At 73.5% G+C, this 26361-nt stretch carries 28 protein-coding genes; 10 read left to right on the forward strand and 18 right to left on the reverse strand.

The annotated features are described in order from the left end of the window. Nucleotides 1-114: 114 nt before the first annotated feature. Both M8C17_RS16175 and M8C17_RS16180 read right to left on the reverse strand, forming a co-directional pair. Nucleotides 115-1560 carry a PQQ-binding-like beta-propeller repeat protein gene (locus M8C17_RS16175; protein WP_374558560.1) on the reverse strand — a complete coding sequence of 482 codons (1446 nt, stop codon included), beginning with the start codon at nucleotides 1558-1560 and terminating at the stop codon, nucleotides 115-117. 104 nt (nucleotides 1561-1664) lie between these two features. Further along, complete coding sequence (locus M8C17_RS16180; RefSeq protein ID WP_252417289.1) at nucleotides 1665-2153, reverse strand: Lrp/AsnC family transcriptional regulator; 489 nt, start codon at nucleotides 2151-2153, stop codon at nucleotides 1665-1667. 139 nt (nucleotides 2154-2292) lie between these two features. Here M8C17_RS16180 and hppD point away from each other — a divergent pair, with 139 nt between their 5' ends. The 4 genes from hppD to hisC are packed head-to-tail and all read left to right on the forward strand — an operon-like array spanning nucleotide 2293 to nucleotide 6336. After that, the gene (hppD, locus tag M8C17_RS16185; RefSeq protein ID WP_252417290.1) at nucleotides 2293-3498 is read left to right on the forward strand and encodes a 4-hydroxyphenylpyruvate dioxygenase; all 1206 of its coding nucleotides are present in this window, start codon (nucleotides 2293-2295) and stop codon (nucleotides 3496-3498) included. A gap of 11 nt (nucleotides 3499-3509) precedes the next feature. Then, nucleotides 3510-4208, forward strand: a complete 699-nt coding sequence (locus M8C17_RS16190; RefSeq protein WP_252417291.1) for an RDD family protein — start codon at nucleotides 3510-3512, stop codon at nucleotides 4206-4208. Next, on the forward strand, nucleotides 4205-5236 hold the full coding sequence (locus M8C17_RS16195; RefSeq protein WP_252417292.1) for an RDD family protein: 1032 nt from the start codon (nucleotides 4205-4207) through the stop codon (nucleotides 5234-5236). Before M8C17_RS16190 ends, M8C17_RS16195 begins: the two co-directional genes overlap by 4 nt. Continuing rightward, complete coding sequence (hisC, locus tag M8C17_RS16200; RefSeq protein ID WP_252417293.1) at nucleotides 5233-6336, forward strand: histidinol-phosphate transaminase; 1104 nt, start codon at nucleotides 5233-5235, stop codon at nucleotides 6334-6336. The genes M8C17_RS16195 and hisC overlap by 4 nt, the downstream gene beginning before the upstream one ends. A gap of 42 nt (nucleotides 6337-6378) precedes the next feature. On the opposite strand, the gene M8C17_RS16205 is transcribed toward hisC, so the two are convergent. The 5 genes from M8C17_RS16205 to M8C17_RS16225 form a co-directional block, all read right to left on the reverse strand. Continuing rightward, complete coding sequence (locus tag M8C17_RS16205; RefSeq protein ID WP_252417294.1) at nucleotides 6379-7638, reverse strand: PQQ-binding-like beta-propeller repeat protein; 1260 nt, start codon at nucleotides 7636-7638, stop codon at nucleotides 6379-6381. Nucleotides 7639-7715: 77 nt separating this feature from the next. Beyond that, complete coding sequence (locus tag M8C17_RS16210; RefSeq protein WP_252417295.1) at nucleotides 7716-8198, reverse strand: SRPBCC family protein; 483 nt, start codon at nucleotides 8196-8198, stop codon at nucleotides 7716-7718. Between the two features lie 132 nt (nucleotides 8199-8330). After that, nucleotides 8331-8540: a DUF397 domain-containing protein gene (locus tag M8C17_RS16215; RefSeq protein ID WP_252417480.1), complete on the reverse strand. Its 210-nt coding sequence runs from the start codon at nucleotides 8538-8540 to the stop codon at nucleotides 8331-8333. Between the two features lie 221 nt (nucleotides 8541-8761). After that, complete coding sequence (gene fahA, locus M8C17_RS16220; protein WP_252417296.1) at nucleotides 8762-9958, reverse strand: fumarylacetoacetase; 1197 nt, start codon at nucleotides 9956-9958, stop codon at nucleotides 8762-8764. Beyond that, the gene (locus M8C17_RS16225) at nucleotides 9955-10824 is read right to left on the reverse strand and encodes a hypothetical protein (protein ID WP_252417297.1); all 870 of its coding nucleotides are present in this window, start codon (nucleotides 10822-10824) and stop codon (nucleotides 9955-9957) included. The genes fahA and M8C17_RS16225 overlap by 4 nt, the downstream gene beginning before the upstream one ends. A gap of 94 nt (nucleotides 10825-10918) precedes the next feature. Here M8C17_RS16225 and M8C17_RS16230 point away from each other — a divergent pair, with 94 nt between their 5' ends. Further along, complete coding sequence (locus M8C17_RS16230) at nucleotides 10919-12085, forward strand: homogentisate 1,2-dioxygenase (protein ID WP_252417299.1); 1167 nt, start codon at nucleotides 10919-10921, stop codon at nucleotides 12083-12085. A 21-nt stretch (nucleotides 12086-12106) separates the two neighbouring features. On the opposite strand, the gene M8C17_RS16235 is transcribed toward M8C17_RS16230, so the two are convergent. The 4 genes from M8C17_RS16235 to M8C17_RS16250 are packed head-to-tail and all read right to left on the reverse strand — an operon-like array spanning nucleotide 12107 to nucleotide 14879. Beyond that, the gene (locus tag M8C17_RS16235; RefSeq protein WP_252417300.1) at nucleotides 12107-13135 is read right to left on the reverse strand and encodes a tetratricopeptide repeat protein; all 1029 of its coding nucleotides are present in this window, start codon (nucleotides 13133-13135) and stop codon (nucleotides 12107-12109) included. Nucleotides 13136-13145: 10 nt separating this feature from the next. After that, a complete protein-coding gene (ispF, locus tag M8C17_RS16240; RefSeq protein WP_252417481.1) occupies nucleotides 13146-13631 on the reverse strand; it encodes a 2-C-methyl-D-erythritol 2,4-cyclodiphosphate synthase in 486 nt (161 codons plus the stop codon). 13 nt (nucleotides 13632-13644) lie between these two features. Then, nucleotides 13645-14340 carry a 2-C-methyl-D-erythritol 4-phosphate cytidylyltransferase gene (ispD, locus tag M8C17_RS16245; RefSeq protein WP_252417301.1) on the reverse strand — a complete coding sequence of 232 codons (696 nt, stop codon included), beginning with the start codon at nucleotides 14338-14340 and terminating at the stop codon, nucleotides 13645-13647. 53 nt (nucleotides 14341-14393) lie between these two features. Beyond that, nucleotides 14394-14879 carry a CarD family transcriptional regulator gene (locus tag M8C17_RS16250; protein WP_007073334.1) on the reverse strand — a complete coding sequence of 162 codons (486 nt, stop codon included), beginning with the start codon at nucleotides 14877-14879 and terminating at the stop codon, nucleotides 14394-14396. 327 nt (nucleotides 14880-15206) lie between these two features. On the opposite strand from M8C17_RS16250, the gene M8C17_RS16255 reads away from it, so the two are divergent. After that, nucleotides 15207-15902 (forward strand): hypothetical protein, encoded by a 696-nt coding sequence (locus M8C17_RS16255; protein ID WP_252417302.1) that lies wholly within the window; start codon nucleotides 15207-15209, stop codon nucleotides 15900-15902. A 9-nt stretch (nucleotides 15903-15911) separates the two neighbouring features. Here the strand turns inward: M8C17_RS16255 and M8C17_RS16260 are convergent, their stop codons facing one another. From M8C17_RS16260 to M8C17_RS16275, 4 genes are all read right to left on the reverse strand, one after another. Then, entirely contained in the window at nucleotides 15912-16547 is a 636-nt protein-coding gene (locus M8C17_RS16260; protein WP_252417303.1) for a hypothetical protein, read from the reverse strand. Between the two features lie 31 nt (nucleotides 16548-16578). Beyond that, nucleotides 16579-17628: a type III polyketide synthase gene (locus M8C17_RS16265; RefSeq protein WP_252417304.1), complete on the reverse strand. Its 1050-nt coding sequence runs from the start codon at nucleotides 17626-17628 to the stop codon at nucleotides 16579-16581. Nucleotides 17629-17722: 94 nt separating this feature from the next. Continuing rightward, entirely contained in the window at nucleotides 17723-18892 is a 1170-nt protein-coding gene (locus tag M8C17_RS16270; protein WP_252417305.1) for an acyl-CoA dehydrogenase family protein, read from the reverse strand. Nucleotides 18893-18933: 41 nt separating this feature from the next. Continuing rightward, a complete protein-coding gene (locus M8C17_RS16275) occupies nucleotides 18934-19707 on the reverse strand; it encodes a bifunctional 2-polyprenyl-6-hydroxyphenol methylase/3-demethylubiquinol 3-O-methyltransferase UbiG (protein WP_252417306.1) in 774 nt (257 codons plus the stop codon). A gap of 46 nt (nucleotides 19708-19753) precedes the next feature. Here M8C17_RS16275 and M8C17_RS16280 point away from each other — a divergent pair, with 46 nt between their 5' ends. From M8C17_RS16280 to disA, 4 genes are all read left to right on the forward strand, one after another. After that, entirely contained in the window at nucleotides 19754-20593 is an 840-nt protein-coding gene (locus M8C17_RS16280) for a UbiA family prenyltransferase (protein WP_374558498.1), read from the forward strand. A 139-nt stretch (nucleotides 20594-20732) separates the two neighbouring features. Next, the gene (locus tag M8C17_RS16285; protein WP_252417308.1) at nucleotides 20733-21512 is read left to right on the forward strand and encodes a hypothetical protein; all 780 of its coding nucleotides are present in this window, start codon (nucleotides 20733-20735) and stop codon (nucleotides 21510-21512) included. 85 nt (nucleotides 21513-21597) lie between these two features. After that, nucleotides 21598-23055 (forward strand): DNA repair protein RadA, encoded by a 1458-nt coding sequence (gene radA, locus M8C17_RS16290; RefSeq protein ID WP_252417309.1) that lies wholly within the window; start codon nucleotides 21598-21600, stop codon nucleotides 23053-23055. Nucleotides 23056-23186: 131 nt separating this feature from the next. Beyond that, nucleotides 23187-24371, forward strand: coding sequence for a DNA integrity scanning diadenylate cyclase DisA (gene disA / locus M8C17_RS16295; RefSeq protein WP_252417311.1), 1185 nt, complete (start codon nucleotides 23187-23189; stop codon nucleotides 24369-24371). 6 nt (nucleotides 24372-24377) lie between these two features. Here disA and M8C17_RS16300 read toward each other — a convergent pair whose 3' ends face one another. The 3 genes from M8C17_RS16300 to M8C17_RS16310 all read right to left on the reverse strand — a co-directional run bounded on the left by M8C17_RS16300 (nucleotide 24378) and on the right by M8C17_RS16310 (nucleotide 26321). Further along, a complete protein-coding gene (locus M8C17_RS16300) occupies nucleotides 24378-25097 on the reverse strand; it encodes a hypothetical protein (protein ID WP_252417312.1) in 720 nt (239 codons plus the stop codon). Between the two features lie 118 nt (nucleotides 25098-25215). After that, nucleotides 25216-25812: a peptide deformylase gene (locus M8C17_RS16305; RefSeq protein WP_252417313.1), complete on the reverse strand. Its 597-nt coding sequence runs from the start codon at nucleotides 25810-25812 to the stop codon at nucleotides 25216-25218. Then, on the reverse strand, nucleotides 25809-26321 hold the full coding sequence (locus tag M8C17_RS16310; protein WP_252417315.1) for a glycine cleavage system protein R: 513 nt from the start codon (nucleotides 26319-26321) through the stop codon (nucleotides 25809-25811). Before M8C17_RS16310 ends, M8C17_RS16305 begins: the two co-directional genes overlap by 4 nt. Nucleotides 26322-26361 lie beyond the last annotated feature (40 nt).

Here is a 26361-nt window from a genome sequence, read left to right on the forward strand (position 1 = left end):
CCACCCGCCGGGCTGCTCGTGGGACGCCGCTCTCATCCGCCGGGTGGGCCCGCGCTTCCAACCCCTACCGGGCACCGCCACTCAGGGCGAGGCACGCCCCGAGGGACCGTGAGCTCAGCCGTCCTTGCCATCGGCCGGGTCGGGGCAGAGTTCGCGCTTGGGCCCGCAGGTGCCGCCGTCGTCGGGGTTGGAACCCGGGCCTCCCGGGCCGGGGATGCCACCGTCGCCGGGCGGCGGGGCGGGGCCGCCGCCGGTGGCGCCGAAGCGGACGTACCCGATCTCCCGCCCCTCACCGATGATCATGCCTTGGGGCCCGACGGCGAGGGCGTTGGCGGAGGTCCGCAGGGCGGCCAGTTCCCGGCCGGTCCGCGGGTTCACGGCGACCAACCGGTTCGGTTTCTCGTCGGCGACCACCGCCGCGTACGGGGTGAGCGCGGCACCCGCCTTGCCGCTGGCGGGCCGGGTCCAGAGGACGCGGTCGGTGCCGAGCTCCCGGGCCACCACGGACCGCTTGTCGGCGGCCCGGAACACCGCGTAACGGTCGTCGACGGCGATCAGCCGGGCGTTCGGTTCGCCGACCCAGAGCAGTCGCCCGTCGTACCCGTCGATCACCGCCTCGCGGCCGTCCGGGCCGACGCCGATCAGGACGTTCCGCGCGCCCTGCGGGTCCTCCCGCTGGACGCAGCCGGCGCTGTCGGCGGTGCGCAGGTTGACCCCGGCCCGCTGCCAGGCCTCCTGGCCGGTCGCCGGGTCCCGGGCGGAGATGGCGAAGTAGCAGCTGCCGTCCTGGGAGCGGGCGACGATCCGCAGCATCCGGCCGCCCACCACGGAGAGTCGCTCGTCCTGGCCCGGTTCGACGTTCTGCAGCACGCGCCCGGTGGCGGTGTCGACCACGTGCACGCGGCCGTCGACCGGGAAGCCGAGCAGCGGTGGCGCCGGCTCGGGCCCGGCTACCCCGTCGTCGACCCGGGTGGCGGTGAGCCGGCGGGTGCCCCGCAGGCCGGGATTGTCCGCGAGCAGTCCACTGTGCACTCCGGGCAGGAAGGCCGTCCACAGTGGCGCGGTGCCGCGCGGGTCCCAGGCGCTCAGGGTGCAGTCGGTGGCGTCCGTGCAGTGGGCGTCCAGCAGCAGGTTCCGGTAGGTCCAGACGGCCACCGCGTCGTCGTCGCGCCGCCGGGTCGCTCCGGTGGTCGGGTCGAGCAGTTCGTAGCCCTTGACCAGCAGCTTGCCCACGGCGACGACCGGGTCGCGGTCGCCGCCGGCGACCGCCGACCAGTCGGCCTTGCGCTCCCAAAGCTTGTCGCCGGTGGCGAGGCTGCGGGACTCGACCCGGGTGCGTTGCTCGACCACCACGGTGTCGCCGGCGATGGTCACGCTGCGCGGCGTGCCGCCGACCCGCTGCTGCCAGACCACGTCCGGTTCGGAGATGGGTTGGCTGCGGTCCACCCAGTCCCACAGGCCCGGGAAAGGGTTCCACACCCCGGTGGCGGCGAGGGCGACGACCACGGCGAGGCCGAGCAGCAGGCCACCGCGCACGCTCCCCTTCGCCACACCGCACACCGTAGCCACGATCACGGATCTTCCGTACGCCCGCGCCGCCGTGTCGCCGCGCTTTCTGCGGCCGGAGGTGTTAACAGGGGCCTGCGCGACCGGACGGCCGGTCCCTACTGTCGTACGGCGCTGCGGATCAGGGGCAGCGTGCGGTACGGGATCTGCTCGGCCAGCGCGATGATCGTCGACGCCCGGGTGATGCCGGCGAACGAGACGATCTGGTCGATGACCCGTTGCAGGTCGGTGTTGGAGCGGGCCACGATCCGGCAGAGCAGATCGCTGGAGCCGGTGATCGTGTGGGCCTCCAGCACCTCGGGGATCGCGGCCAGGTGGGCGGTGACCGGGTCGTGGCCCTGCCGCTGACTGATCTCCAGGGTGACGAAGCTGGTCACCCCGAACCCGATCTCGGCGGGTGAGACGTCCGGGCCGAAGCCGCGGATGACACCCCGGTCGACGAGCTTGTCCAGCCGGGCCTGCACGGTGCCCCGGGCCACGCCCAACCGCCGGGAGCACTCCAGCACCCCGATCCGCGGCTCGTCGGCGAGCAGTTCGATCAAGCGCACGTCGAGCGCGTCGAGCTGTACAGCCTGCTCACCGTTCATGGGTTAGGACCATACCGAATGTGCAACCTGACCAGCGTCTACTCCGACAGTTGCCCAGCCGGGGGCGGCAGCGCGATCCTCGCCACAGCAACCGACAACGGCGGCCCACGAGGCCGGCCGGTACGCGAGGGAGGCCACCATGACCCAGGCGATCGACCGACCCCAGTCGACCGAGGACGTCGACGTCGACCAGCTCGTCGGCGCCGTCGACCACGACATCAGCCACGACCCGTTCCCGGTCAAGGGCCTCGACCACGTGCACTTCCTGGTCGGCAACGCCAAGCAGGCCGCGCACTACTACTCCACCGCCTTCGGCATGACCTGCGTGGCGTACCGCGGGCCGGAGCAGGGCTACCGCGACCACGCCCAGTATGTGCTGACCAGCGGCTCCGCCCGGTTCGTGCTGACCGGCGCGGTGCGCCCGGACGCCGACGGCGCCGAGCACGTGGCCCGGCACAGCGACGGGGTCAGCGACATCGCCCTGGAGGTGCCGGACGTCGACAGCGCGTACGCGCACGCCATCGCGCAGGGCGCCGCCAGCGTGGTCGAGCCGCACGAGGTGACCGACGAGCACGGTACGGTCCGGCTCGCCGCCATCGCCGCGTACGGCGACACCCGGCACACGCTGGTCGACCGGTCCCGCTACACCGGCCCGTTCCTGCCCGGCTTCGTGGCCCGCGGCCCGATCGTGGACCGGCAGCCGATGATCGACGCCGGCATCCAGCCGAAGCGCTTCTTCCAGGCCGTCGACCACGTGGTCGGCAACGTGGAGCTGGGCCGGATGGACGAGTGGGTCGAGTTCTACAAGCGGGTGATGGGCTTCTCCAACATGGCGGAGTTCATCGGCGACGACATCGCCACCGACTACTCGGCCCTGATGAGCAAGGTCGTGGCGAACGGCACCCGCAAGGTCAAGTTCCCGCTGAACGAGCCGGCGATCGCTCGCAAGAAGTCGCAGATCGACGAGTACCTGGAGTTCTACCAGGGGCCGGGCGCCCAGCACATCGCGGTCGCCACCAACGACATCCTGGCCAGCGTCGACGCGATGCGCGCCGCCGGGGTGGAGTTCCTCGACACCCCGGACTCGTACTACGAGGACCCGGAGCTGCGCGCCCGGATCGGCAACGTCCGGGTGCCGATCGAGGAGCTGAAGGCCCGCCGGATCCTGGTCGACCGGGACGAGGACGGCTACCTGCTCCAGATCTTCACCAAGCCGGTGCAGGACCGCCCGACCGTCTTCTTCGAGCTGATCGAGCGGCACGGCTCGCTCGGCTTCGGCAAGGGCAACTTCAAGGCGCTCTTCCAGGCGATCGAGCGGGAGCAGGAAGCCCGGGGCAACCTGTAACACTTGCGGGCGTGACGCAGCCTCCGTCGTACCCGACGCCGCCGGCCGGTGGGCCCCCGCCCACCGCCGGCGGCTTCGCGCCGCCCGGACCACACCCCCAGGGGTACGCCGTGCCGCCGCAGTACGCCCCGCCCGGGTACGCCCCGCCGCACTGGTACGCGGGACCACCCCGACCGGTGGCCCCGCCACCGACGCTGAGCCCGGGCGGGCAGCCGCTGGCCAGTTTCTCCGACCGGCTGCTGGCCGCCCTGATCGACACCGCGGTGTTCATGGTGATCGGCATGGTGCTCGCCGTGCCCGCGATGATCATCTTCTTGGTCGTCGTCATGCCCGACCTCGTCCGGGTGGCGCCGGACGGGACCATCGGAGAACCCGACTTCCTCAACGACTTCCTGCTGCCGCTGCTGTGGTTGGAGCTCGCGATCGTCGCGATCTCGCTCGTGATCGGGTACGTCTACTACGTCGAGATGATGTTCAAGACCGGCCAGACCTTCGGCAAGAAGAGCATGAAACTGCGCATCGTGCCGCTCGACCCGACCCGCACCCTCGACCGCCGGGCCGCCGCCAAGCGGTACCTGGTGCAGCAGGGCACAGGCCTGGTTCCCGGTCTCGCCTACCTCGACGGGTTGTGGCAACTGTGGGACAAGCCCTGGCAGCAGTGCCTCCACGACAAGGCCGCCCGAACGGTCGTCGTTAAGGTGTCCGGGTGAGCGTGCAACCCGGCTGGTACGTGGACCCCGCCGATCCTGAGACCCGGCGGTACTGGGACGGTGAGGGCTGGCTCGGTGCGCCCATCCCCGTCGACGCCACCCCGCCGGAGGGACCACCCCCGGTCGAACCCCCGCCCGCCCCGGTCACCCCGGCCGCGCCCACCACGCCGGCCGCCCCCGGCCCAGGGACCGCCGGGCCGGGTTGGCCGCAGCACCCCGGCCCGGGGCACGGCCCGCAGCCTGGGCACGGCCCGGGCTGGGGGCCGCAGGCCGGTCCACCCGGCTCGGCGCCGCAGGATGGCCCGCCAGGAGGGGCACCGCAGGGTGGCTGGGGGCCGCAGGCCGGCCCACCCGGCTGGGCACCGCAGGGTGTTCCGCCAGGCTGGGCGCCACAGGCCGGCCCGCCCGGGTGGCCCGGACGGCCGCCAGAGCCGCGTCCCCACGGTCTGGAGCTGGCCGGCTACGGTCGCCGGCTGACCGCCCGGCTGATCGACTTCGGCATCGTCTTCGCACTGAACGCGGTGGTCAACGGCTGGTTCGTCTGGCGGTTGGTCGAGGAGCTGCTGCCGTACTGGCGGGAGGTGATGCGGCGAGCGCTGGAGGGCAACACCTCCACCGAAGGGCTGCCGCCGATCGGCGAGCAGGCCGGGCTTCTCCAGATCGTGATCCTGATGATCGCCACCGCGCTCTGGCTGGCGTACGAGGTGCCCGCCATGGCCGCCGGCGGGCAGACCGTCGGCAAGCGGGTGATGCGCATCCGCGCGGTGCCGCTCGCCGCCGACCAGCCGCTGGGCTTCGGCCGGGCGCTGCGCCGGTGGACCACGCTGGGCCTGCCCACCCTGCTCTGGTACTGCGCCGGGCTCGGCCTCGTACTGCAACTGGTCGACGCGCTCTCCCCCCTCTTCGACCACCCGCTGCGTCAGGCGCTGCACGACAAGCGCGCGCAGACGGTGGTCGTCCAACTCCCCGTCACCACCGGCTCCGCCGCCCCGAACGACCGCAACCAGCCCTCGGGAGACACCCCATGACCGACTCCGGACGTCAGCAGCCGGCGCTGCGGCTGACCCGCGCCGACCTGGACGCGCTGCCCAACTACGTACCGGGGCGCAGCCCCGCGGACCTCGCACGCGAGCTGGGTCTGCCGGAGGCGATCAAGCTGGCCAGCAACGAGGTGCCGTACGGGCCGCTGCCCGGCGTGGTGGAGGCGGTCACCGAGGCGATCACCGCTTCGCACCGCTACCCGGACATGGGCGTGGTGGCGCTGCGCGAGGCGCTGGCCCAGCGGTACGGCGTCGACGCCGACCGCATCGCCACCGGCTGCGGGTCGGTGGCGCTCGCCGAGCACCTGGTCCGGGCCACCTGCCTGCCGGGCGACGAACTGCTCTACGCGTGGCGGTCGTTCGAGGCGTACCCGATCATCGCGGCGACCAGCGGCGCGACCAGCGTGCGGGTGCCCAACGACGCCGGGCACGGGCACGACCTGGCGGCGCTGGCCGCGGCGGTGACCGACCGGACCCGGATGATCCTGGTCTGCAACCCGAACAACCCCACGGGCACCGCGGTACGGCGTGCCGAGCTGGACCGGTTCCTCGATGCGGTACCGGACGACGTGCTGGTGGTCATCGACGAGGCGTACCGGGAGTTCGTCACCGACCCGGACGTGCCGGACGGGCTCGACTACCTGGACCGGCCGAACGTGGCGGTGCTGCGCACCCTGTCCAAGGCCTGGGGCCTGGCCGGGCTCCGGGTCGGTTGGCTGGTCGCCCAGCCGGTGGTCGCGGCGGCGATCCGCAAGGTGGTGACCCCGTTCTCCACCAGCACGGCTGCCCAGGCCGGCGCGCTCGCCGCGCTGACCCAGGCCGGCGAGATGGAGCGGCGGTGCGCCCTGGTCGTCGCCGAGCGGGACCGGGTGACCGAGGCGGTGCGGAAGTTCGTGCCCGACGTGCCGACCAGCCAGGCCAACTTCGTCTGGCTGCCGTTGGGCGAGCGGGCGGTGGCGTTCGGCAAGTCGTGTGAGGCGCGCGGGGTGATCGTCCGGCCGTTCCCGGGTGACGGGGTCCGGGTCACCATCGGCACCCCGGTCGAGAACGACGCGTTCCTGGTTGCCGCGGAGGCGGCGCTGACCTGATCGAACTCGGCTTCCGTGGCCTGGCCGGCCGACGCCCCACGATCAGGTGGCGGCCAGGATCACCGCTTCGGAGGTCAGGTAGTAGCGCTGGTCGTCTCCGTCCGGGTCGACGGGCTCGCGGAGCCGTTCGACCGACAGGTAGCCGTCCATCGCGGCCACCGCCCCCGGTGCCCAACCCGTCCCGTCGGAGCCGACGTTCAGCGAGAAACGGGACAGCTGCCCACCGGTCACCGGATCAAGCGTCACCAGGTCGTTCTCCCCGGTCAGCAGGTGCGCCCGGCCGGGTTGCACGGCGAGCATCCGGGCCTCCGCGCCCAGGCCACCGACCCGCCACAGCTCGGCACCCGAACGTGCCGACCGGCCCACCGCCACCCCGTCGAGCACGGCGACCGCCTGGTCACCGACGAGAGTGGCGCCGGCCGGGTCCAGCGCGGGTGCGGCGACCGGCTCACCGTCGCCCAGGAGCCAACCCCGGCCACCCGCGTCACCCGGCCCGGCGGTCCGCACCGCCGCGCAGTCGGACCGGCCGGTGCGGCAGCCGAGCGGCGTCACCACCAACCCGTCGGCAACCCCCGACGGGCGCCAGCGGTCACGCACCGCACCGGTGGCCGCGTCCCGGAACTCGACCGTGGCCGGGCCGGCGCAGCTGTCCAGGCCGACCAACTGCCCGGACACGCTGGTGCCGACATCACTGCGGCAGCGGCCGGGCAGGTCGACCCGCCACAACTCCCGGCCGCCGGTCACCTCCACCCCCCGCGCCTGGGTGTCCCCGGTGACCACGAGCACCGACCGGCCGTCGGCCAGGTCGGTGAGGTAGAGCCCGCGCGGGTCCCAGACGGTGGCTGCCCCGGTACGCCGAACCACGGCCCCACTCTCGGCGGGCACCGGACCGTCGGCCCGCCAGAGCACCCGGCCCGTCGGCGCGTCGAGCGCGACCAGCCTGCCGTCGGACCAGCGGCTGACCACCGTTCTGCCGCTGGCCACCACCCCGGTCAGCTCCGCCGGCCAGCGCCGGTACGACCAGTACGGGGTGGTGCGGTGCCGCCCGTCGACCGGGCGGTCGGCATAGACCTGACGGTGTGCGGCGTACACCCGCAGCCGGCCGTCCACGATCAGCGGGGCGACCGGCAGCCGACCGACCACGCCGGCGGGTGGCTCGGCCGAGGCCGGATATTCGCCCCGGGCCACCGTGCTGACCTCGGCCGGCGCGAGCACCCGGTGGACGATGACCGCGACCGCCGTGGTGGCGAGCAGCGCCGCCACCACCGCCACGAGCCGTCGCCGGCCCTTCGGGAACCCCATGCCGCACCTCCGCCCGGCACCCTACCCAGCGGAACCGGCCGGACCCCGGTCAGGTCACGCCGGCTGGGGTGTCGGGGTCAGGCGGCTTCGGCGGACCCGGCGGCATGGGCCGCGACGGTCAGATCGGCGAGATCACGGCGGAGCGCCACCTCGACTGCCCGGGCGGCGAGCCCGCCGAGGAGCAGGGCCACGACCCGGCCGTACGGGGCGGTCGGCACCGCTTCCTGGGTGACGGTGACCGCCGTGCAGCCACGGCGGCGACGCCGGACCTGTCGCAGGCTCCAGGTGATCCGGTAGTCCGCGCCGGCACCGGAGGAGCAGAGGACCAGCCGATGGGGGGCGAGCGCCTCCACCACCAGGAACTCCTCGGTCAGCGTGCCGCCGCCCGGCTGGGCGCGCTCCTCGCGCCACGCGGTGCCCGGCCCGAAGGGGCCGGGGGTGAGCAGCTCGACCGGGCCGGCGGCGGTCAGCCGGGAGGCGCGGCCGGGCAGGTCGGTCAGCAGACGCCACACATCGACAGCGTGCGCCTCGATGAACCCGGTAACCGCCACCGTCGACATGCCACCCTCCCGTGATCTCGACGGTACGCGGGGTGAGGGCTGGACGGGGCCCCCGGGACGGAATTTCCACCGCCCGGAGGCCACGCTGTCCATTTCGGTGGTTGCTCGGCGCCGGTCGTCGACCGGCGCCGGTCAGCGCTCGAAGCGGCCGGCCCGGATCGCTCCGATGAAGGCTGTCCATCCCGGCGGGCTGACGGCCAGTGTGGGACCGGCCTGGTCCTTGGAGTCGCGGACCGCGACCAGACCGAGGACGTCGACCAGGTTGTCCGCCACCTCCACGCAGAGCCCCTGGTCATTGGAACGGCTGCTGGTACGCCAGACCGCGCCCGCGAGATCGTGCATCGTCATCTACCTCCGTGTGCGATGGGATGCCCCACCGCTGCCGGCCAGACGACCGGCCCGTACCGCGCGGCGGGGCGACGGAATCCGGGACGATCAACGGGGAAATCCGGATCGGTGATCGCACAGCGGGTGCGATCAACAGTCCCGCCGACGAGACGGGTCTGTCGGGTGGGTGACCAGCGCGGTTCCCGGCGGCCCGGTCCGTCTGGTGGCCCGGCGACTCAGCGGGCCGGGCGGACCGTTCCGGTGACCTCGCCGAGGGCGATGGTGGTGCCGTCCGGGCCGGGAGCGGTGGCGGTGATGGTCACCGTGTCGCCGTCGGCGAGGAAGGTGCGGCTCTCGTCGCCGAGCTTCACCGGCTCCGCCCCGCCCCAGGTCAGCTCCAGGAACGAGCCGACCTGCCCACGGTCCGGGCCGGAGACGGTGCCCGAGGCGTACAGGTCGCCGGTGCGCAGGGAGGCGCCGTTGACGGTGAGGTGCGCCAACTGCTGTGCCGGAGTCCAGTACATGGTGGCGAACGGCGGCTCGCTGACCCGTTCGCCGTTCCACTCGACCGCCAGCCGGAGGTCCAGCCCCACGTGGGGCACGTCGCGCAGGTAGTCGGCGACCGGCGGATCCTGGTCGGGGGCCGGTACGAAGGCGTCGGCGAGCGCGTCCAGCGGCGTCACCCAGGCCGAGACCGAGGTGGCGAAGGACTTGCCCAGGAACGGGCCGAGCGGCTGGTACTCCCACGCCTGGATGTCACGGGCCGACCAGTCGTTGACCAGCACCACCCCGAAGACGTGGTCGGCGAAGTCGTCGACGGACACGGGTGTCCCCAACGGGCTGGGCACACCGACCACGAAGCCGACCTCCGCCTCGATGTCGAGGCGTACGGACGGGCCGGTGACCGGGCCTTCGGCGGAGGCGCGCTGCCCGGTCGGGCGGACCACCGGCGTGCCGGAGACCACCACCGTGCCGGCACGCCCGTGGTAGCCGATCGGCAGGTGCTTCCAGTTGGGCAGCAGCGGCGGCTGGCCCGGGCGGAAGATCTGCCCGACGTTCGACGCGTGGTGCTCGGACGAGTAGAAGTCGACGTAGTCGGCGACCTCGACGGGAAGCAGCAGCTCCACCTCGTCCAGCGGCACCAGCAGCGGCTCCACCGCGCCCCGGTGCGCCGGGTCGGTCAGCAGCTCGGTGATCCGCTGCCGCACGGCCGTCCACTGCGGACGACCCAGCGCCATGAACTCGTTCAGGGTGGGCCGGCACAGCGCGCCGGCGGCGAGCACCAGGTCGGCGGCCTCCGCCCCGGCCAGGTCGAACACCCACGACCCGATCCGGACGCCGATCCGCGGCCGGCCCCCGTTCTGCCGGAACACCCCGTACGGCAGGTTCGTCACCCCGTACGGCGAACCGTCGGCGCCGGTCACCCAGGTCATGCGTCGTAGCCCCCGTTCACCAGCCCCAGCCGGATCAGATCGGTCAGTGGTTCCAGGATGCTGCACGAGCCGAAGCCGACCCAGAGCGGGCGGGGTGCGTCCAGCCGGCCGGTCGTCCGCTCCAGCAGCGGGCGCGGGTCGGCGACAGTGAGCAGCTCGGCGACCGGGCCCACGCCGTCGCCCTCGGCCGCCGCCAGCGTCGCGGCCAGCACATTGGCGTAGCCGTGGTGGGTGAACCCGGTCTCCGGGTCGAGGTGCCGGACCGCCTGGTGCAGCCCCGCGGTCAGCTTGAACGGCAGGTCGCGGTCCCGGCAGGCGCAGATCACCGCGGCCAGCTCGGCCGGGGTAGGAAAGAGTTCGGCGGCCAGCCCACCGGTGCGGAACTTGGCCGCGACCGGCACCCCGTCGGCCCGGGCGGCGACGAGCGCGTCCAACGCGCCCATCAGCCCGAAGGTCAGCGGCAGCTCGGCGTAGACGGCCTCGACGTCCGGCAGGGAGTCGGCCACCCGCAGCAGCTCGGCGATGCCGGGCAGTGGGTCCTCGCCCCGCCGGGCGACCGCGACCTCGACCTGTCGGGCGGTGACGCCGTCCGGCGCGAGGAACGACAGCGCGAAGGGCAGGTTCCCGATGCCGGTGTCACCGATCGCGCCGATCACCAGGCCCTCGCCCGGGTCGACGAGGCCGCTCAGGTCGCCGCGCGTCAGGGTCGAGGCCGGGACCAGCAGCGGGCCGACCAGGTCGGCGTACCAGGCGGTGCGGTGGCGGCGGTGGGCGGCCAGCGCCTCGTGCAGCGTGGCGCTACCCGGAGGGAAGACGGCGGCGTCGTCCACCAGGCCGTCGAGGAGTGCGGGCACCTGCGTTGACACGGAACAAGAATGTACGGGACGCTACAAGGAACGGACAACAGCGTCCGATTATCGGACGCCTCCGGCCGGTGAACGGGACATATCGGGAGGCGAGATGCCGTACTACCGCAGCGTCGGCGAGGTGCCGCGTAAGCGCCACACCCAGTTCCGCCAGCCCGACGGCAGCCTCTACGCCGAGGAGCTGATGGGCCAGGAGGGCTTCTCCTCCGACTCGTCCCTGCTCTACCACCGGCACGCGCCCACCGCGATCCTGGCCGCCGACGAGTTCACCCCACCGGAGTTCACCCGGACGCCGAACCTGCCGCTCAAGCCCCGCCACCTGCGCACCCACAAGCTCGACACCGGCGGCGCCGACCCGATCCTCGGCCGGCAGTACCTGCTCGCCAACGACGACGTCCGGATCGGGTACGTGCTCGCCGACCAGCCCTCGCCGCTGTTCCGCGACGCCACCGGCGACCACTGCCTCTACGTCGAGTCGGGCACGCTGCGGGTCGAGTCCCCGTTCGGCGTGCTGGAGGCGGTGGCCGGTGACTACGTCGTCATCCCCACCTCGACCATCCACCGGCTGGTGCCCACCGGTGAAGAGCCCGTCCGCCTGCTCACCATCGAAGCGTCCGGGCACATCGGCCCGCCCAAGCGCTACCTCTCGGTACGCGGCCAGTTCCTCGAGCACTCGCCGTACTGCGAGCGCGACGTCCGCGGCCCGGAGGCCCCGCTGCTCGTCGACGGCGAGGAGGCGGAGGTGCTGGTGCGCCACCGGCGTGGTTGGACCCGTTACGTCTACGCCCACCACCCGTTCGACGTGGTCGGCTGGGACGGGCACCTCTACCCGTGGGCGTTCTCCATCCACGACTTCGAGCCCATCACCGGCCGGATCCACCAGCCCCCGCCGGTGCACCAGACCTTCCAGGGCCCCAACTTCGTCATCTGCTCGTTCGTGCCCCGCAAGGTCGACTACCACCCGGACTCGATCCCCGTGCCCTACAACCACCACAACGTCGACTCCGACGAGATGCTCTTCTACACCGGCGGCAACTACGAGGCCCGGCGCGGCTCCGGCATCGAGCAGGGCTCGATCTCCCTGCACCCGTCCGGTTTCACCCACGGCCCCCAGCCGGGTGCCGCCGAGCGTTCCATCGGCGCGGACTACTTCGACGAGTTGGCTGTCATGGTCGACACCTTCCGCCCGCTGGATCTCTGCGACGCGGCCCGCAGTTGCGAGGACGACGGCTACGCCTGGACGTGGGCACGTCGCGCCTGAGCTGGCCGGCCGCGCGCCGGGTCAGCGGATGGCGGTGCGGGTGAAGATGGCGAACTCGGCGACCGCGGTGGCGGCGACGGCCAGCACCAGCGGCCACGGCGAGCCGATCACCGCGTACACCAGCAGCAGCACCGGGGCGGCTCCCACCGCGTAGATCGCCAGGGCCAGCGACCGGTCCGAGTGCAGCAGCTCGGGCAGGACGGTCCGGGTCAGCCCCGGCAGCCGGGCCGCCAGTTGCCACACCACGACCCCGCCGGTGAGCGCGGCGAGCACGGCCAGGAGGCGGGAGAACCCGTCGTTCGCCGAGGCGGCGAACGCCACCACCACCGCGGCCACCAGCGACCAGCCCGCGCCGTAGAGCACCAGCCGGTGCAGGCCGTGGGCGATGGTCCGCCCCGAGTCCATCCGCTTCGGGCTGATCGTGGCCGCCTCGGCGAGGTGCTCCAGCGCCTCCGACCAGCGGCGCTGCTCCAGCCGGATGACGCCCACGTCGTGTCGGGCCTCGGCGAGGCGCGGGTCGAGCCGCAACGCCTCCCGGTAGGCCCGCTCGGCCAGATCGAACAGCTCCAGCCGGGCGGCGACCAGGCCGAGCACCAGGTGCGCCTGCGGCTCCTCGGGGGCCAGCTCGACCCCACGCCAGGCCGCGTTCAGCGCCGGCTGGCCGTTGCGCGCGCCGGCCAGGATCGCCGCCGCGCTGCGTTGCGCGTACGCGTCGGCCGGGCCGAGCGCGAGGATCCGGTCAGCGGTGGCGGCGGACTCGGGGTAGCGCTCCAGGTCGGCCAGCGCCATGCCTCGGGCGACCAGTGCGGGGAGCGCCTCCGGTGCGGCGGCCACGGCCGCGTCGGCGGCGGTGAGCGCGTCGGCCGGCCGGCCGGCGGCCAGGTGTACCCGGGCCAGCATGGTGAGCACGTCGGGATCGTCGGGCTGCAGGGCGAGGCCGTAGGTCAGCTCCCCGGCCGCCTCGTCGTGGCGGCCGAGCTCGGCGAGAAGCTGGGCTCGCTGGAGGTAGCCGTCGGCGGCGGACTGGTCGGGGGCGGGTTCGCTGGACATCGCGGCGAGCCTAGGTGGCCGGCGCGTCGTACACCAGGGCCACCGCGATACCGGCCAGCCCTTCCTCACGGCCGGTGAAACCGAGCCCGTCGGTGGTCGCCGCGGAGAGGGTCACCGGCGCACCGACTGCAGCGGAGAGCACCTGCTGGGCCTCCTCGCGGCGTCGGCTGATCTTCGGCCGATTGCCGACCACCTGCACGGACACGTTGCCGATCTCCAAACCGGCGGCCCGCACGCGCCGAGCCGTCTCGGTCAGCAGGGCGACGCCGGTGGCGCCGGCCCACTCCGGCTGGCCCACCCCGAAGACGGAGCCGAGATCGCCCAGGCCGGCGGCGGAGAGCAGCGCGTTGCAGGCGGCGTGCGCGGCCACGTCGGCGTCCGAGTGCCCGGCCAGGCCGTCCTGGTCGGGCCAGAGCAGACCCGCCACCCAGCACGGCCGGCCAGGCTCGAAGGCGTGCACGTCGGTGCCGATGGCCACCCGGGGAACGATCATGATCAGAGGGTACGCGTCACTCGGCGGCAGCCAGCAGATGCTCCGCCAGCGCCAGGTCGAACGGGCGGGTGATTTTCAGGGCGTACTCCGAGCCCGGCACGCAGCCCACCGTGACGCCCTGCTTCTCGACCAGACCGGCGTCGTCGGTGAGCGGATCACCGGCCGCGGCATGCGCGGCGGTGAGCACGGAACGGCGGAAACCCTGCGGGGTCTGCACCGCGCGCAGGGCGGATCGGTCGACGGTGCCGAGCACCACCTCGCCGGCGCCGACCTCCTTGATCGTGTCGACGACCGGCAGGACCGGGATCACCGCGTCCCGCCCGCCCCGGACCGCGGCGGCGACGGATTCGACCAGCTCGGGCGGGGTGAGCGCACGGGCGGCGTCGTGCACCAGGATGATCTCCGGGCCGGCGGGCACCGCGGCCAGCGCGGCGGCCACCGATGCCTGCCGCTCGGCGCCACCGGGCACCACGGTCACCGGCGCCACCGCAGCGAGCAGCTCGCGCACGGCCGTCACCTCGGTCGCCGGCGCGGCCACCACGATCGTGTGTACCGAGGGCGCCGCGGCCAGCCGGCGCACGGCGTGCACGAGCAGCGGCTCGCCGGCCAGCAGGCGCAGCGCCTTGGGTCGGCCGGGGCCGAGCCGTACACCGGCACCCGCCGCAGGAACGAGGACCGCGACGTCACCGCGCGGATTGAGCTGCGCGGTCACGTCACGGTCCTCGGTTTGTTCGCTACGAAGTGGGTACGACGATGCTGTGCGGACTAGGCCTCGGTGAGCACCTTGTCGAGCAGCGTCTCCGCCTCGTCCTTGGTGCTCTTCTCGGCCAGCGCGACCTCGCCGACGAGAATGTCACGGGCCTTGGCGAGCATTCGCTTCTCACCCGCGGAAAGGCCCCGCTCCCGCTCCCGACGCCACAGGTCTCGCACGACCTCGGCGACCTTCAGCGGGTTGCCGGAGGCCAGCTTCTCCAGGTTGGCCTTGTAACGCCGCGACCAGTTGGTCGGCTCCTCGGTGTGCGGAGCCCGAAGAACGTCGAAGACCTTGCCGAGGCCTTCTTCGCCGACCACCTCACGCACACCCACGATCTCGGCGTTCTCGGCCGGCACCCGGACCGTCAGGTCACCCTGAGCAACCCTCAGGACGAGGTACTGCTTGGGCTCGCCCTTGATGACCCGAGTCTCGATTGCCTCGATGAGTGCGGCCCCGTGGTGGGGGTAAACAACGGTCTCGCCGACACTGAAAACCATAGGTTCGAAACCCCTTTCGCTGTGTCTAGGGTAACACGGTCAGGCACCGATGTCTCACCGATGTCCTGACCGTTGGCGCAGCTCAGGGGCCCTGTGAGAGGTCTTTCTTCAGCTTGACAGGCGGTCAAACCAATGGTTCGAACACGCTCCGTAACGTACGGATGACTTCCCGGTACGGGTGAACAGAACGTCGAGATCAAGGGCTATGCGCTCACCTCATGGTATCCCGCCGAGCGGAACTGCGCCCAGGTGTAGCGGGAGGTGCCCCCGTGGGGGACGCTGGAGGCGGAACCGCACTCCGCTCTCGAGACGCTGTCAGGGGGTCCGATGGGCAGGCCAGACGCAGAGGGCCAGGGGCCGTCCGAAGGGCTGCCCGACCTGCCACCCGAGTGGGGTCGCGTGGTGGTCCCCGACGACGCCTCCGCGCTCGCCGCCGAGGCGGCCGAACTCCGCCGTGAACTGCGCCGGGCCGCCGGCCAGCCCGGCGACGGCCCCCGTGCCCTCGCCCTGCCGCTGCTGGTCCTGCTGGTGGCGCTGCTCACCACGCTGGTCGGCCTGCTCGCGGTCACCTGGCCGCGCGCCGGTCGCGGCACCGACCGCCCGACTCCCGCCCCCTACTCGCCGCCCGCCGCCCTCACCGGGCGGCCGCTGCCCGCACTCGACCTGGTCGACGCCACTCAGGCGCCGGTGCCACTGCGTGGCCTGCTGCCCGCCATGATCATCCTGTTGGACGGCTGCACCTGCCCGGAGCGGGTCGCCGAGGCGGTGGGCGCGGCACCCGCCGGGGTTTCCGTGGTCACCGTCAGCGGAGGGCGGACGGTGACGGCCCAACCGTCGACCGGACGGGACGTACGAGCCCTCGCCGATCCCGCCGGCGGCCTGCGCGCCTTCGTGGGTCAACCGGCCCACCCCGGCACCGCGACCGCGCTGCTGGTCGACCGTGCCGGTGTGGTGACCCGGGTGCTGCCCGAACTGGGGCCGGTCGACGCGTACCGCGCGGACCTGACCGCCCTCGCCGCCTGACCGCCCCGCCTACCGGGGCAGTGCGACGAGCTGCGCCTCGACGTCGACGGGCCGATCGCCGACAGCCGACAGGGACACCCGGAACGGCCCGCCACCGGGCAGCACCTCGGCGGAGGCGATCATGCCGTCGCAGTCGATGCGCGGCGGGCCGGCGATTTCGGCCCCGGTGCTCGTCACCGCCATCGTGCCCGGGCGTGTGCACCTGTACTGCAGCAGATAGCGGGCGCCGTCATCGGTGGACTGCCGGGTCATGCCCTGGCCAGGGACGAGCTCCCTCTGCTCCCGCCAGATCGTCTCGCGGAACGAGGGCAGATCACCCTCGGAGAAGAGCAGTCCCGGATCGCCGTCGATGTCGGTGATCATGCCCGTCGCCGGGTCGATCATCGCTCTCGGGGCGCTCTGCACCCTGAAGCCCTCGCCCGTCTCGGGATCCACCCGCACCGTCACCCGCTCACCAGGGACGGCAGTGGCCATGACGCGCTCCAACTCCGTGCTGACGCTCGGCTCGGCTGTCGGGGGGCCGACCGGCCCGGCCACCGGAGCGGGCGCGGCGGTACGCCACCACCAGCCGCCCACCGTCAGCGCGGCCAGGGTCACCCCGGCCAGCACCGCCGACCGCAGCCGGTCGTCCGCCGCCGCGTCCATGCGGCGAGAGTACCGCCGGGCCGCCGGACGGTCAGCCCTGCTGATCGAGCAGAGCGGCGTACAGGGTCAGGCCGGGGCCGAACGCCAGCATGACGATCCGTCGCGGCGCCGGCGTCTGACGGCTCAGCCGGTCAAGGATCAGCAGGACGGTCGGCGACGAGCAGTTGCCGTGCTCGTCGAGCGTCGCCCGGGACGCGGCCAACGCCTGCGGCGGCAGGGCCAACTCCCGCTCGACCACGTTGAGGATTCGGGGCCCGCCCGGGTGCACCGCCCAGCCGTCCACGTCGGAGCGGCTGGTGCCGTGCCGGGCCAACAGGTCGTCGACCAGCGCACGGACGTGCCGGGAGAGCACCTGCGGCACCTTCGGCGACAACCCCATCCGGAAGCCGCTGTCCGTGACGTCCCAGGTCATGTGGTCGGCGGTGGAGGTGTCGGTGACCGAGGTCAGCTCGCGCATCGCGTACCCCGGGCCGCCCGGCACGACCACGGCGGCGACCGCGGCGTCCGAGAAGAGTGCGTGCGAGACGATCTGCTGGGTGTCCACCCGGGCGCTGGACGGCTGGATGTGCAGGCTGGTCAGCTCCGCGCAGAGCAGCAACGCCGGGCGACCCCGCGCGGTGACGAAGTCACTCGCCGCCCCCAGCCCCGGCAACGCCGCGTAGCAGCCCATGTGACCGATGAACATGCGCTGGGTGTCCGGGGCCATGCCGAGATCCCGGGCGAGCAGGATGTCCAGCCCGGGGGTGGCGTACCCGGTGCAGGAACAGACGATGAACAGCCCCACGTCGCCGGCGCCCAGCCCGGCCGCCGTCAACGCGCGGCCGACCGCCTCCTTGCCCAGCGGCAGCGCCTCCACCTGGTAGCGACGCATCCGCCGTTCGGTCGGCCAGTCCGAGACGTCCTCCAGCAGGGGGTTGACCGCGGCCTGCCGCCGCGTAACCCCGGAGTTCGCGAAGATCCGCTGGGCCAACGACCGGGTGGTGCCAGAGAAGTGCCGGGAGAAGAAGCCCTCCCACAACTCGTCCTGCAGGGCGGACGGCGGCTGCGCCGTCCCGAGCCCCGCGATCACTGGTACGGGCACGATCCCCACCTCTCGTCCGACGCTGTCCTCCCCCGGGCCGTCCCACCGGCCACCGTGGCCGGCCAATCCCCCACGGCGGTCGAACCGCTGCGGCTCACCAACGCGGGGCCGATCCGTCGCGGTCCGGGTCTCCGCCGAGCGCGGCGATGCCGAGCCAGTCGGCGCAGACGTCCGACGTGGCCGGATGCAGCGAGCCACAGCGGGCATCCCGGTAGAGCCGCTCCAACGGATGGCCGCGCCGGGTCGCCGAGGTGCCCGCCGCCTCCAGCATCGACGCCGCCACGTCGGCAGCCGTGGTGCCGGCCAGCAGCTTCGCCCGCCACACCCAGCGGTTGGTCTCCGCGTCGCCCGGCATCTCGTCCACCCGTCGGGCGGCCTCGGCCACCACCAGTTGCGCCGCCGCCGTGGCCGCGTCCGCCCGCCCCAGTCGAGCGCGCACCGCCGGCAGGCCGGCCAGGTTGCGGGCGTTGAGATGCTCGGCCGCCGCGTCGATCGCCGCGCGCGCCACCCCGACGTAGACGGCCGCGTAGCTGGCCACCAGCCAGTGCGGCATCAGCTGGGCGACCACCAGCGCCAGCCCCTCCACCCCGCCGAGCAGCCGGTCCGCCGGCACCTCCACGTCCAGGTGCAGGTCGTGCGAGGAGGTGGCGCGCATGCCGAGCGCGTCCCACGTCGGCTCGACGGTCAGCCCCTCCGGGCCGGCCGGAACCAGGAACTGGGACACCATCGATTGGTCGGCGGAACTGCGTGCGGCGACGAGGTAGCCGTCCGCGTGCCCGGCACCCGAGCAGAACGTCTTGCTGCCCTTGAGACGCCAGCCCCCGTCGGTCGCCTCGTAGACCGTGCTCAACTGGGAGAGCCGGGCACCGGCGCCGCGCTCGCTCATCGCGACCGCGTACCAGGAACCCTGCGCCGCGGCGGTGAGCAGCCGGTCGCGGGCGGCCAGCGCCTCGTCCGGCACACCCAGCGCCTCGGCCAGCTCCTCGGTGACCGCGCCCAGCGCACCGGTCACCGAGGCGTGCATGTTGAACACCAGGGCGGTGGCGCCGTTGCCCCGGGCAAGTTCGGTGGCCACGGCGGCGTACTCGGCGAAGCTGGCACCCAGGCCACCGAGGGCCCGGGGCACCATCAGGCCGAACAGGCCGGCCTCCCGTAGGTCATGGAAGTCCTCGACCGGGAAGGAGCCGTCCCGGTCGTGCTGTGCCGCCCGCGCGGCGAACCGCGGCGCCAACCGGCGGGCCGCCTCAAGCGCGTGCACCGTCATATCGCCCCCTTCTCGGCGTCCCTTACCCCCGCCACGACCGACTATCCGTTGCGGACTCCCCGACCCTGGTACAACACGGCAGTGGAGCGGGTCGGCACGATGCGCGGAGCACGGCCGCCGGTGCCGGCACCGGGCGTCCGGGACCCGCGAGCCCGCCGCAGCAGCCAGGCGACCAGGCCGCCAACCTGCGGGCGGATGCCGCGCAACCGCAGTGTGACACCGTGCCGGGCGCACTCGGCCACCAACGCGCGAGCGTCCACGAACAACCGTGGATCGTGGATGCCGCGCGGCACCGTCGGCAGTCGCTCGGCGATCCGCACCGCGACCAGACGTGCCAACGCCGTGTCGTTCAGGGTGTCCAGCACCAGCAGGCCACCGGGGCGCAGCACCCGACACGCCTCGGCCACCGCGCGCCGCCAGTCCGGCACATGTTCCAGCAGCTCACCGGCGGAGACCACGTCCGCGCAGCCGTCGGCGAGCGGGATGGCGGTGACGTCGGCCTGGAGCACGCGCACCCCGTGCTCGGCGGCCTGGACCAGCGCCGAGCGGGTCAGGTCGACGCCGACGTGCCGGTATCCCTTGCCCGCCAGGTGCGGGGCGAGCAGCCCGGCACCGCAGCCGAGGTCGACCAGGAGCGCGTCGGGTCGGGTGGCCGGTGGCACCATCGCCGCGCGGGCCTCGGCGAGCCAGTGCAGCATCGCGAACGCGCCATCCGGACGCCACCACTCCCCGGCCAGGTCGTCGTACTGGCGCGGATCGTTACGCGGCAGCACCCGGGGGCCGGTCGACGCCGCGGCCGCAGCCACGTCTCGCATGGCTCTGAGCGTGGCACGACTGCTCGGTAACGACCAGACTTCCCTTATGTCGTCGAGGGTGTTAGGGCTGGTCAGGGCGAGCCATCCGGAACCGGGCGCGGCGGTGACCACGGTGGCCGGTCTGCTGGCCTGGGGAGTGGGGCACCGGCCGGCCGGAATCGCCTCGGTGGTGCTCGCCGTGCTGGCCAGCCAGCTCGCCGTGGGCTGGACCAACGACGCGCTGGACGCCGAGCGGGACGCCACCGTGGGGCGTACCGACAAGCCGGTCGCCGCCGGCGCGGTCGGCCGGCGCACCACGGCCTGGGCCGCGGCGGTGGCCGCGGTGGCCTGTCCGCTGGTGGCGCTGACCACGAACCCCACGGCGGCGTTCTGGCTCACCGTCGCCCTGGTCTCCGCGCTGCTCTACGACTGGCCGCTCAAGGCAACGGTCCTCTCGGTGCTGCCGTACGCGGTCTCCTTCGGCGCGCTGCCCGCCTTCGTGGTGCTGGCACTGCCGGGCGAGCCGGCCCCGCCGGCCTGGCTGGTGACGGCGGGCGCCTGCCTGGGTGCCGGCGCGCACTTCGCCAACGTGCTGCCCGACCTGGCCGACGACGCGCGCACCGGCGTGCGCGGCCTGCCACACCGGCTGGGCGCGACCGGCAGCAGGGTGGCGGCCGCCGGGCTCCTCCTCGCGGCGACCGCGGCCCTGGTCCTCGGGCCACCCGGGCCGCCGTCGGCGGTCGGGTTGGCGGCGATCGGCACGGCCGCCGTGGTGCCGCCACTGAGCTGGTACGCCGGACGCTCGGCGGTCCGGGCCGGCCGGCGGCCGGTGGCGGCCTTCCGGGCGGTGTTGCTGGTGGCCCTCATCGACGTGGTCCTGCTGGTGGCGAGCGGTCGGGTGGTGTGACCGGCGCCCGGGAAGGTGGCATTGCCGGGTCCGCGTGCGGGCCTCGATCAGCTCCAACTACCCTGGAGCGCGGTCTGCGCGGGTATGGCCACCGTGCCCGGCGTGCGGCCGGGTGGGGATCGTGACGAGGAGGACCGACGTGACGCGCTCGATCAGGGGATCCCGGCGGGCGGCCCTGCTGCTGTCCGGGATTGCGGCGGCGACCAGCCTGCTGGCGTCCGGGTGCGGCGCCGGCCAGATCGCCGAGACCGCCAACAAGGAGCCGTCGGTCCAGGGCGTCAACCTCACGGCCGGCAACGGGGCCTTCGCGGTGCGTGGCCTGCTCGTCGACTACCCCGGCGCCGAGGGCTACAAGGCCGGGCAGGACGCCCTGCTCAACGCCGTGATCTACAACGACTCGAGGGACACGGTGACGGTCACCGTCACCACCGAGAGCGCCCGCGAGGTCGTGATCAGCGGCGGCTCGGCCAGCCCGTCGCCGTCCGCCTCCGCCTCGGCCAGCCCGTCCGAGTCCGGCTCGCCCAGCCCGTCGACCTCCGGGTCCGACTCGGCCAGCCCGTCGGCGACCCCGTCCGAGACCGGGTCGTCCTCGGCCACCCCGTCCGCCCCGGAGTCGGCGCGGGCGTCGGGCTCGGCCAGCCCCTCCACCCCGGGTCAGCCCGCCCGGATCGAGCTGGCGCCGCTCAGCTACCTCCAGCTCAACTCCGAGGCCACCCAGCAGCTCCGGCTGATCGGCCTGACCGAGGCGCTGCGCTCCGGCCAGAACGTCTTCGTGACCTTCGACTTCGGTAACGGCAACACGGTGACCGGGCCCGCGCCGATCGCGGTGCCGCTCACCCCGGCGGCACCCCCTTCGCCGATCATCGAGCGCGAGGGCGGCTACGAAGGTCAGGAAGAGGGTGGCTCCGGCCACGGCTGACCTGATCCCGGCATCGACGAACACCCCGGCGTGGTGACCACCACGCCGGGGTGTTTTCGTCGTACGCGAGGGCTAGCGTCCTGATGTGACCACCTCCCGATCGGCCGCTCCGCGCGGCGGCACGGCCAGTGGCGCCCGCGGCCGGTCCACCGCCCGCGAGCCCCGTCCGGCCTACGAGTGCGACGCCTGCGGCCACCAGCCGCCCAAGTGGGTGGGGCGTTGCCCGGAATGCGGCGAGTGGGGCTCGGTCGTCGAGAGCACGGTGACCGGTCCGACCGTGTCCGGTCGGGTGGTCAGTTCCCGGCTGCCGGCCGAGCCGGCGCGGCCGATCGCCACCATCAGCGCGGCGCCGGCCCGCGCCCGGCCCACCGGGGTGAGCGAGCTCGACCGGGTGCTCGGCGGCGGCCTCGTCCCGGGCGCGGTGGTGCTGCTCGCCGGCGAGCCCGGTGTCGGCAAGTCGACCCTGCTGCTGGATGTGGCGCAGCAGTGGGCCGCCGGCTCCGGCACCCCCTCGCTGGTTGTCAGCGGGGAAGAGTCGGTCAGCCAGGTGCGGTTGCGCGCCGAGCGGATGGGCACCCTGCACGACCAGCTCTACCTCGCCGCGGAGAGCGACCTGGCGGCGGTGCTGGGGCACCTCGACGCGGTCAAGCCCGGCCTGCTGGTGCTCGACTCGGTGCAGACCATCTCGACCACCGGCACCGAGGGCGTGCCCGGTGGGGTGACCCAGGTCCGCGCGGTCACCGCCGCGCTGGTCTCGGTCGCCAAGGAGCGGGGCATCGCCACCGTGCTGGTCGGGCACGTCACCAAGGACGGCCAGGTGGCCGGCCCCCGGGTGCTGGAGCACCTGGTCGACGTGGTGCTGCACTTCGAGGGCGACAAGCACTCCTCGCTGCGGCTGGTGCGCGGCGTCAAGAACCGGTTCGGCGCGGCCGACGAGGTCGGCTGCTTCGAGATGCACGAGGGCGGCATCAGCAGCCTGGCCGACCCGTCCGGGCTGTTCCTGACCCGCTACTCGGAGCCGGTGCCGGGCACCTGCGTGACCGTCGCGATGGAGGGGCGTCGGGCCCTGGTCACCGAGGTGCAGGCGCTGATCGGCGCGACGGTGGCCGGCTCCCCCCGGCGCACCGTCTCCGGCCTCGACTCGGCCCGGTTGGCGATGGTGCTCGCGGTGCTGCAACGCCGCACCGAGCGGCTGACCCTGCACGACCGGGAGGTCTTCGCCGCCACCGTGGGCGGCATCCGGGTGGTGGAGCCTGCGGCCGACCTGGCGGTCGCGCTGGCGGTCGCCTCCGGGGGTCTCAACCTCGCCATCGCGCCGCACCTGGTGGCGATCGGCGAGGTGGGGCTGACCGGCGAGGTGCGCAGGGTCGGGGCGGTGCCGCGCCGGCTGGCCGAGGCGGCCCGGCTGGGGTTCAAGGTGGCCCTGGTCCCGCCCGGTTGCGGCCCGGCCAGCACCGGTGCCGGTCCCGAGCAGATGCGGGTGACCGAGGTCACGGACGTGCGTTCGGCCCTGCACCATGCGGCCCGCGCGTCCGCCGAGTGACCCACCGTGTCGACGGGGACGGCGATACCGGACAGCACGCCCCAAGCGGGAAACGGTTCGAAGGGCGGCATCGTGACACATCACAGTAACCACGACAGCACCCACCGCACGGCAGTCCGTAGACTGTGCCCGTGCCGATCGACCGCGATACCACCAAGCCTGCCGGCGCGCCGCCTCACGCCCGCACCGGTGGCGTGGGCTCGCCCGCCCGTCCGATCAGCGTGAGCGTGACGGCGGGTGCCGCCGGAAGCGCCGGGGATCCGCTGCGGGCCAACCTGGCCCTGATGGCACCCGGCACCGCGCTGCGGGACGGGTTGGAGCGCATCCTGCGCGGCCGCACGGGCGCGCTCATCGTGCTCGGTTACGACAAGGTCGTCGAGGGCCTGTGCACCGGTGGCTTCCCCCTGGACGTGGAGTTCTCCGCGACACGGGTGCGGGAGCTGTGCAAGATGGACGGCGCAGTGGTGCTCTCCAGTGACGGCACCAGGATCGTCCGGGCGGCGGTGCACCTGATGCCCGACCCGTCCATCCCGACGGAGGAGTCCGGCACCCGCCACCGCACCGCCGAGCGGGTGGCCCGGCAGACCGGCTACCCGGTCATCTCGGTGAGCCAGTCCATGCGGATCATCAGCCTCTACGTCAACGGTCAGCGGCACGTGCTTGACGACTCGGCGGCCATCCTCTCCCGGGCCAACCAGGCGCTGGCCACCCTGGAGCGCTACAAGCTCCGGCTGGACGAGGTCTCCGGCACGCTCTCCGCTCTGGAGATCGAGGATCTCGTCACCGTGCGGGACGCCGTGGCCGTGGTGCAGCGGCTGGAGATGGTCCGCCGGATCGCCGACGAGATCGCCGGTTACGTGGTCGAGCTGGGCACCGACGGCCGACTGCTCGCGCTCCAGCTCGACGAGCTGATGGCCGGCGTGGACGCCGACCGGACGCTGGTCATCCGGGATTACCTCCCGGTCGGCCGCAAGTCCCGCACCCTGGACGAGGCGCTGGTCGAGCTTGACCTGCTGGGTGCCACCGAGCTGATCGACCTGGTGTCGGTTGCCAAGGCGATCGGTTACCCCGCCGCATCGGACGCGCTGGACGCCGCGGTCAGCCCCCGTGGCTTCCGACTGCTGGCAAAGGTGCCCCGCCTGCCGGTGGCGGTGGTCGACCGCCTGGTGGTGCATTTCGGCAGCCTCCAGCGGCTGCTGGGTGCGACGGTGGAGGATCTGCAGGCCGTCGAGGGGGTCGGCGACGCCCGCGCCAGGGGCGTCCGCGAGGGGCTGTCCCGGCTCGCCGAGGCATCCATCCTGGAGCGGTACGTCTGACCCGGCTCAGCCGGTGATGGTGATCTTCACCGGTGCGCTCAGCTTGGTGCCGACCCGGGCGAACACCTGGTACGTCCCGGCCGGCGGGAAGGGCCCGGCGGCCAGCCCGTTGTTGTCGCACCGGCTGGTGTCCCGGCCGTTCCAGCCCACCTGGTAGGCCCGCTCGAAGTTGGGCGTGAAGGACTGCACGTCCGACCCCTGCACCTTGCCGCAGGTGTCCGACGACCAGATCTTCTCGGCACCGGACTTGATGAAGATCTCCTGGAGGTCGGCGCCGACGTTCCGGCTGCACGTCCGCTCCGCCGTGTTTTTGATCTTGAGCTGGAGGTCGACGACCGCTCCGCGCTGCACCGAGGTGGGCTGCGCCACCGAGGTCACGGTGATCTCCGCGTCGGTGCAGGTGCCGTCGTCCACCGACCCGGCCGCGCCCGGCGGCGGCACGTTGCTGGTGATCTCGGGGCTGGGCTCCCCTGCGGCCGGATCGGCCGACCGGGACGCCGGCGGAGCCCCGCTCTGCGGCGTCAACACAGACTCGCCGGGGCCCGGGGCCGCGGCGGACGTCGGCGCCGACGTCGGTGTCGCCCCTGCCTGCGGTCGGCCGCCGGAGCGGCCCGAACCCGTGCAGGAATAGAGCAGGACAATCAGGAAGAGAAGCCCCGCTCCGAGTACGACGGCGCGACGCCGCCAGTACACGGCGGGTGGCAGGGGGCCGACCGTCAGACGCATGATGCCTCCCACCGTAGCGGCGCGGCACCCGGCAGCCCGGCGCGACGCGCCGGAGCGCCACCGGCTCGACCGGTCGACTCTCCAATCAGGACGGACAGTTCGATGGTCCAGCGCCGGGTCAGAGGTAGACCTTGCGCTGGTAGACGGCGTGCGCGCCGGCCACCCGGTCCAGGAACAGCAGCCCGGCGCAGTGGTCGATCTCGTGCTGCAACGCCCGCGCCTCGAAGCCGTCGGTCACCAGCCGGACCGCCTCCCCGGTCCCCGGCAGGTCACCCTCCACCACTAGTCGGCTGGCACGCTTCACGTCCCCGGTCAGGTCCGGCACCGACATGCACCCCTCCCGGCCCGGCTTCCACCGCGTCGCCTCGACCACCCGCGCGTTGCAGAGCACGAAGGTGCCGTGCACGGTCACCGCCTTCGGATGCCCGGTCACATCGACCGCGAAGACCCGGGCACCCACTCCGATCTGCGGTGCGGCCAGACCCACGCAGCCCGGCGAGACCCGCATCGTGGCCACCAGGTCGGCGGCCAGCCGGACGGTCTCCCCCGCGGTTGGGTCGACCTCGCCGCCGGCCCTGCTCAGCACCGGGTGGGGGGCCGACACCACCGGCCGCACCTCGCCCGGCACCGCCAGCGACTCCGGCGTCCAGTCACCCAGACCGGCGTACGTGCCGACCTCCCGGCCCGCGTCCGCCCCGCTCCGCTCGCCCGTCACAGCAGGTCCGGGTCCGCCGGCCGGAGGGTGACCTCCACGCCCAGCTCGGTGGCCGTCCGGTGCAGCCGGTCGGTCAACGTGTCGGCCACGCCGGGCGGCAACTCGACCTCCGCCAGCACCACGTAGAGCGAGCCGGCCAACCGGGTGCTCAGGTCGGTGACGTTCCCGCCGGCGTCCACCAGCACCCGGGTCATGGCCGCGACGATGCCCATCCGGTCCGACCCGTGCACCGCCATCACGTACGGCTCGCCCGCCGGCGGCACCTCCCCGTCCGGGGTGACGGCGCGTACCGTCGCCAACAGCTGGCCCTCGGCGGCCAGCGGCGCCAGCGCGGCCTCGACCTCGGCGGTGGCCGGGCCGGTGCAGATGAGGGTCATCGCGAAATGCCCCCGCAGGCGGGTCATCGTGCTGTCGGTGAGATTCGCGCCCAGTCGGGCCAGTACCTCCGCGACGTCGGCCACGATGCCCGGCCGGTCCCGGCCGATGACGGTGATCGCGAGCTCGTTCATCCGCGCATTCTGCCCGATCCGTCCGCCGCCGCAGCGACAC

Origin of the sequence: Micromonospora sp. RHAY321 (genome assembly GCF_023896955.1) — a bacterium.
In the GTDB taxonomy this organism is placed as follows: Bacteria; Actinomycetota; Actinomycetes; order Mycobacteriales; family Micromonosporaceae; genus Micromonospora.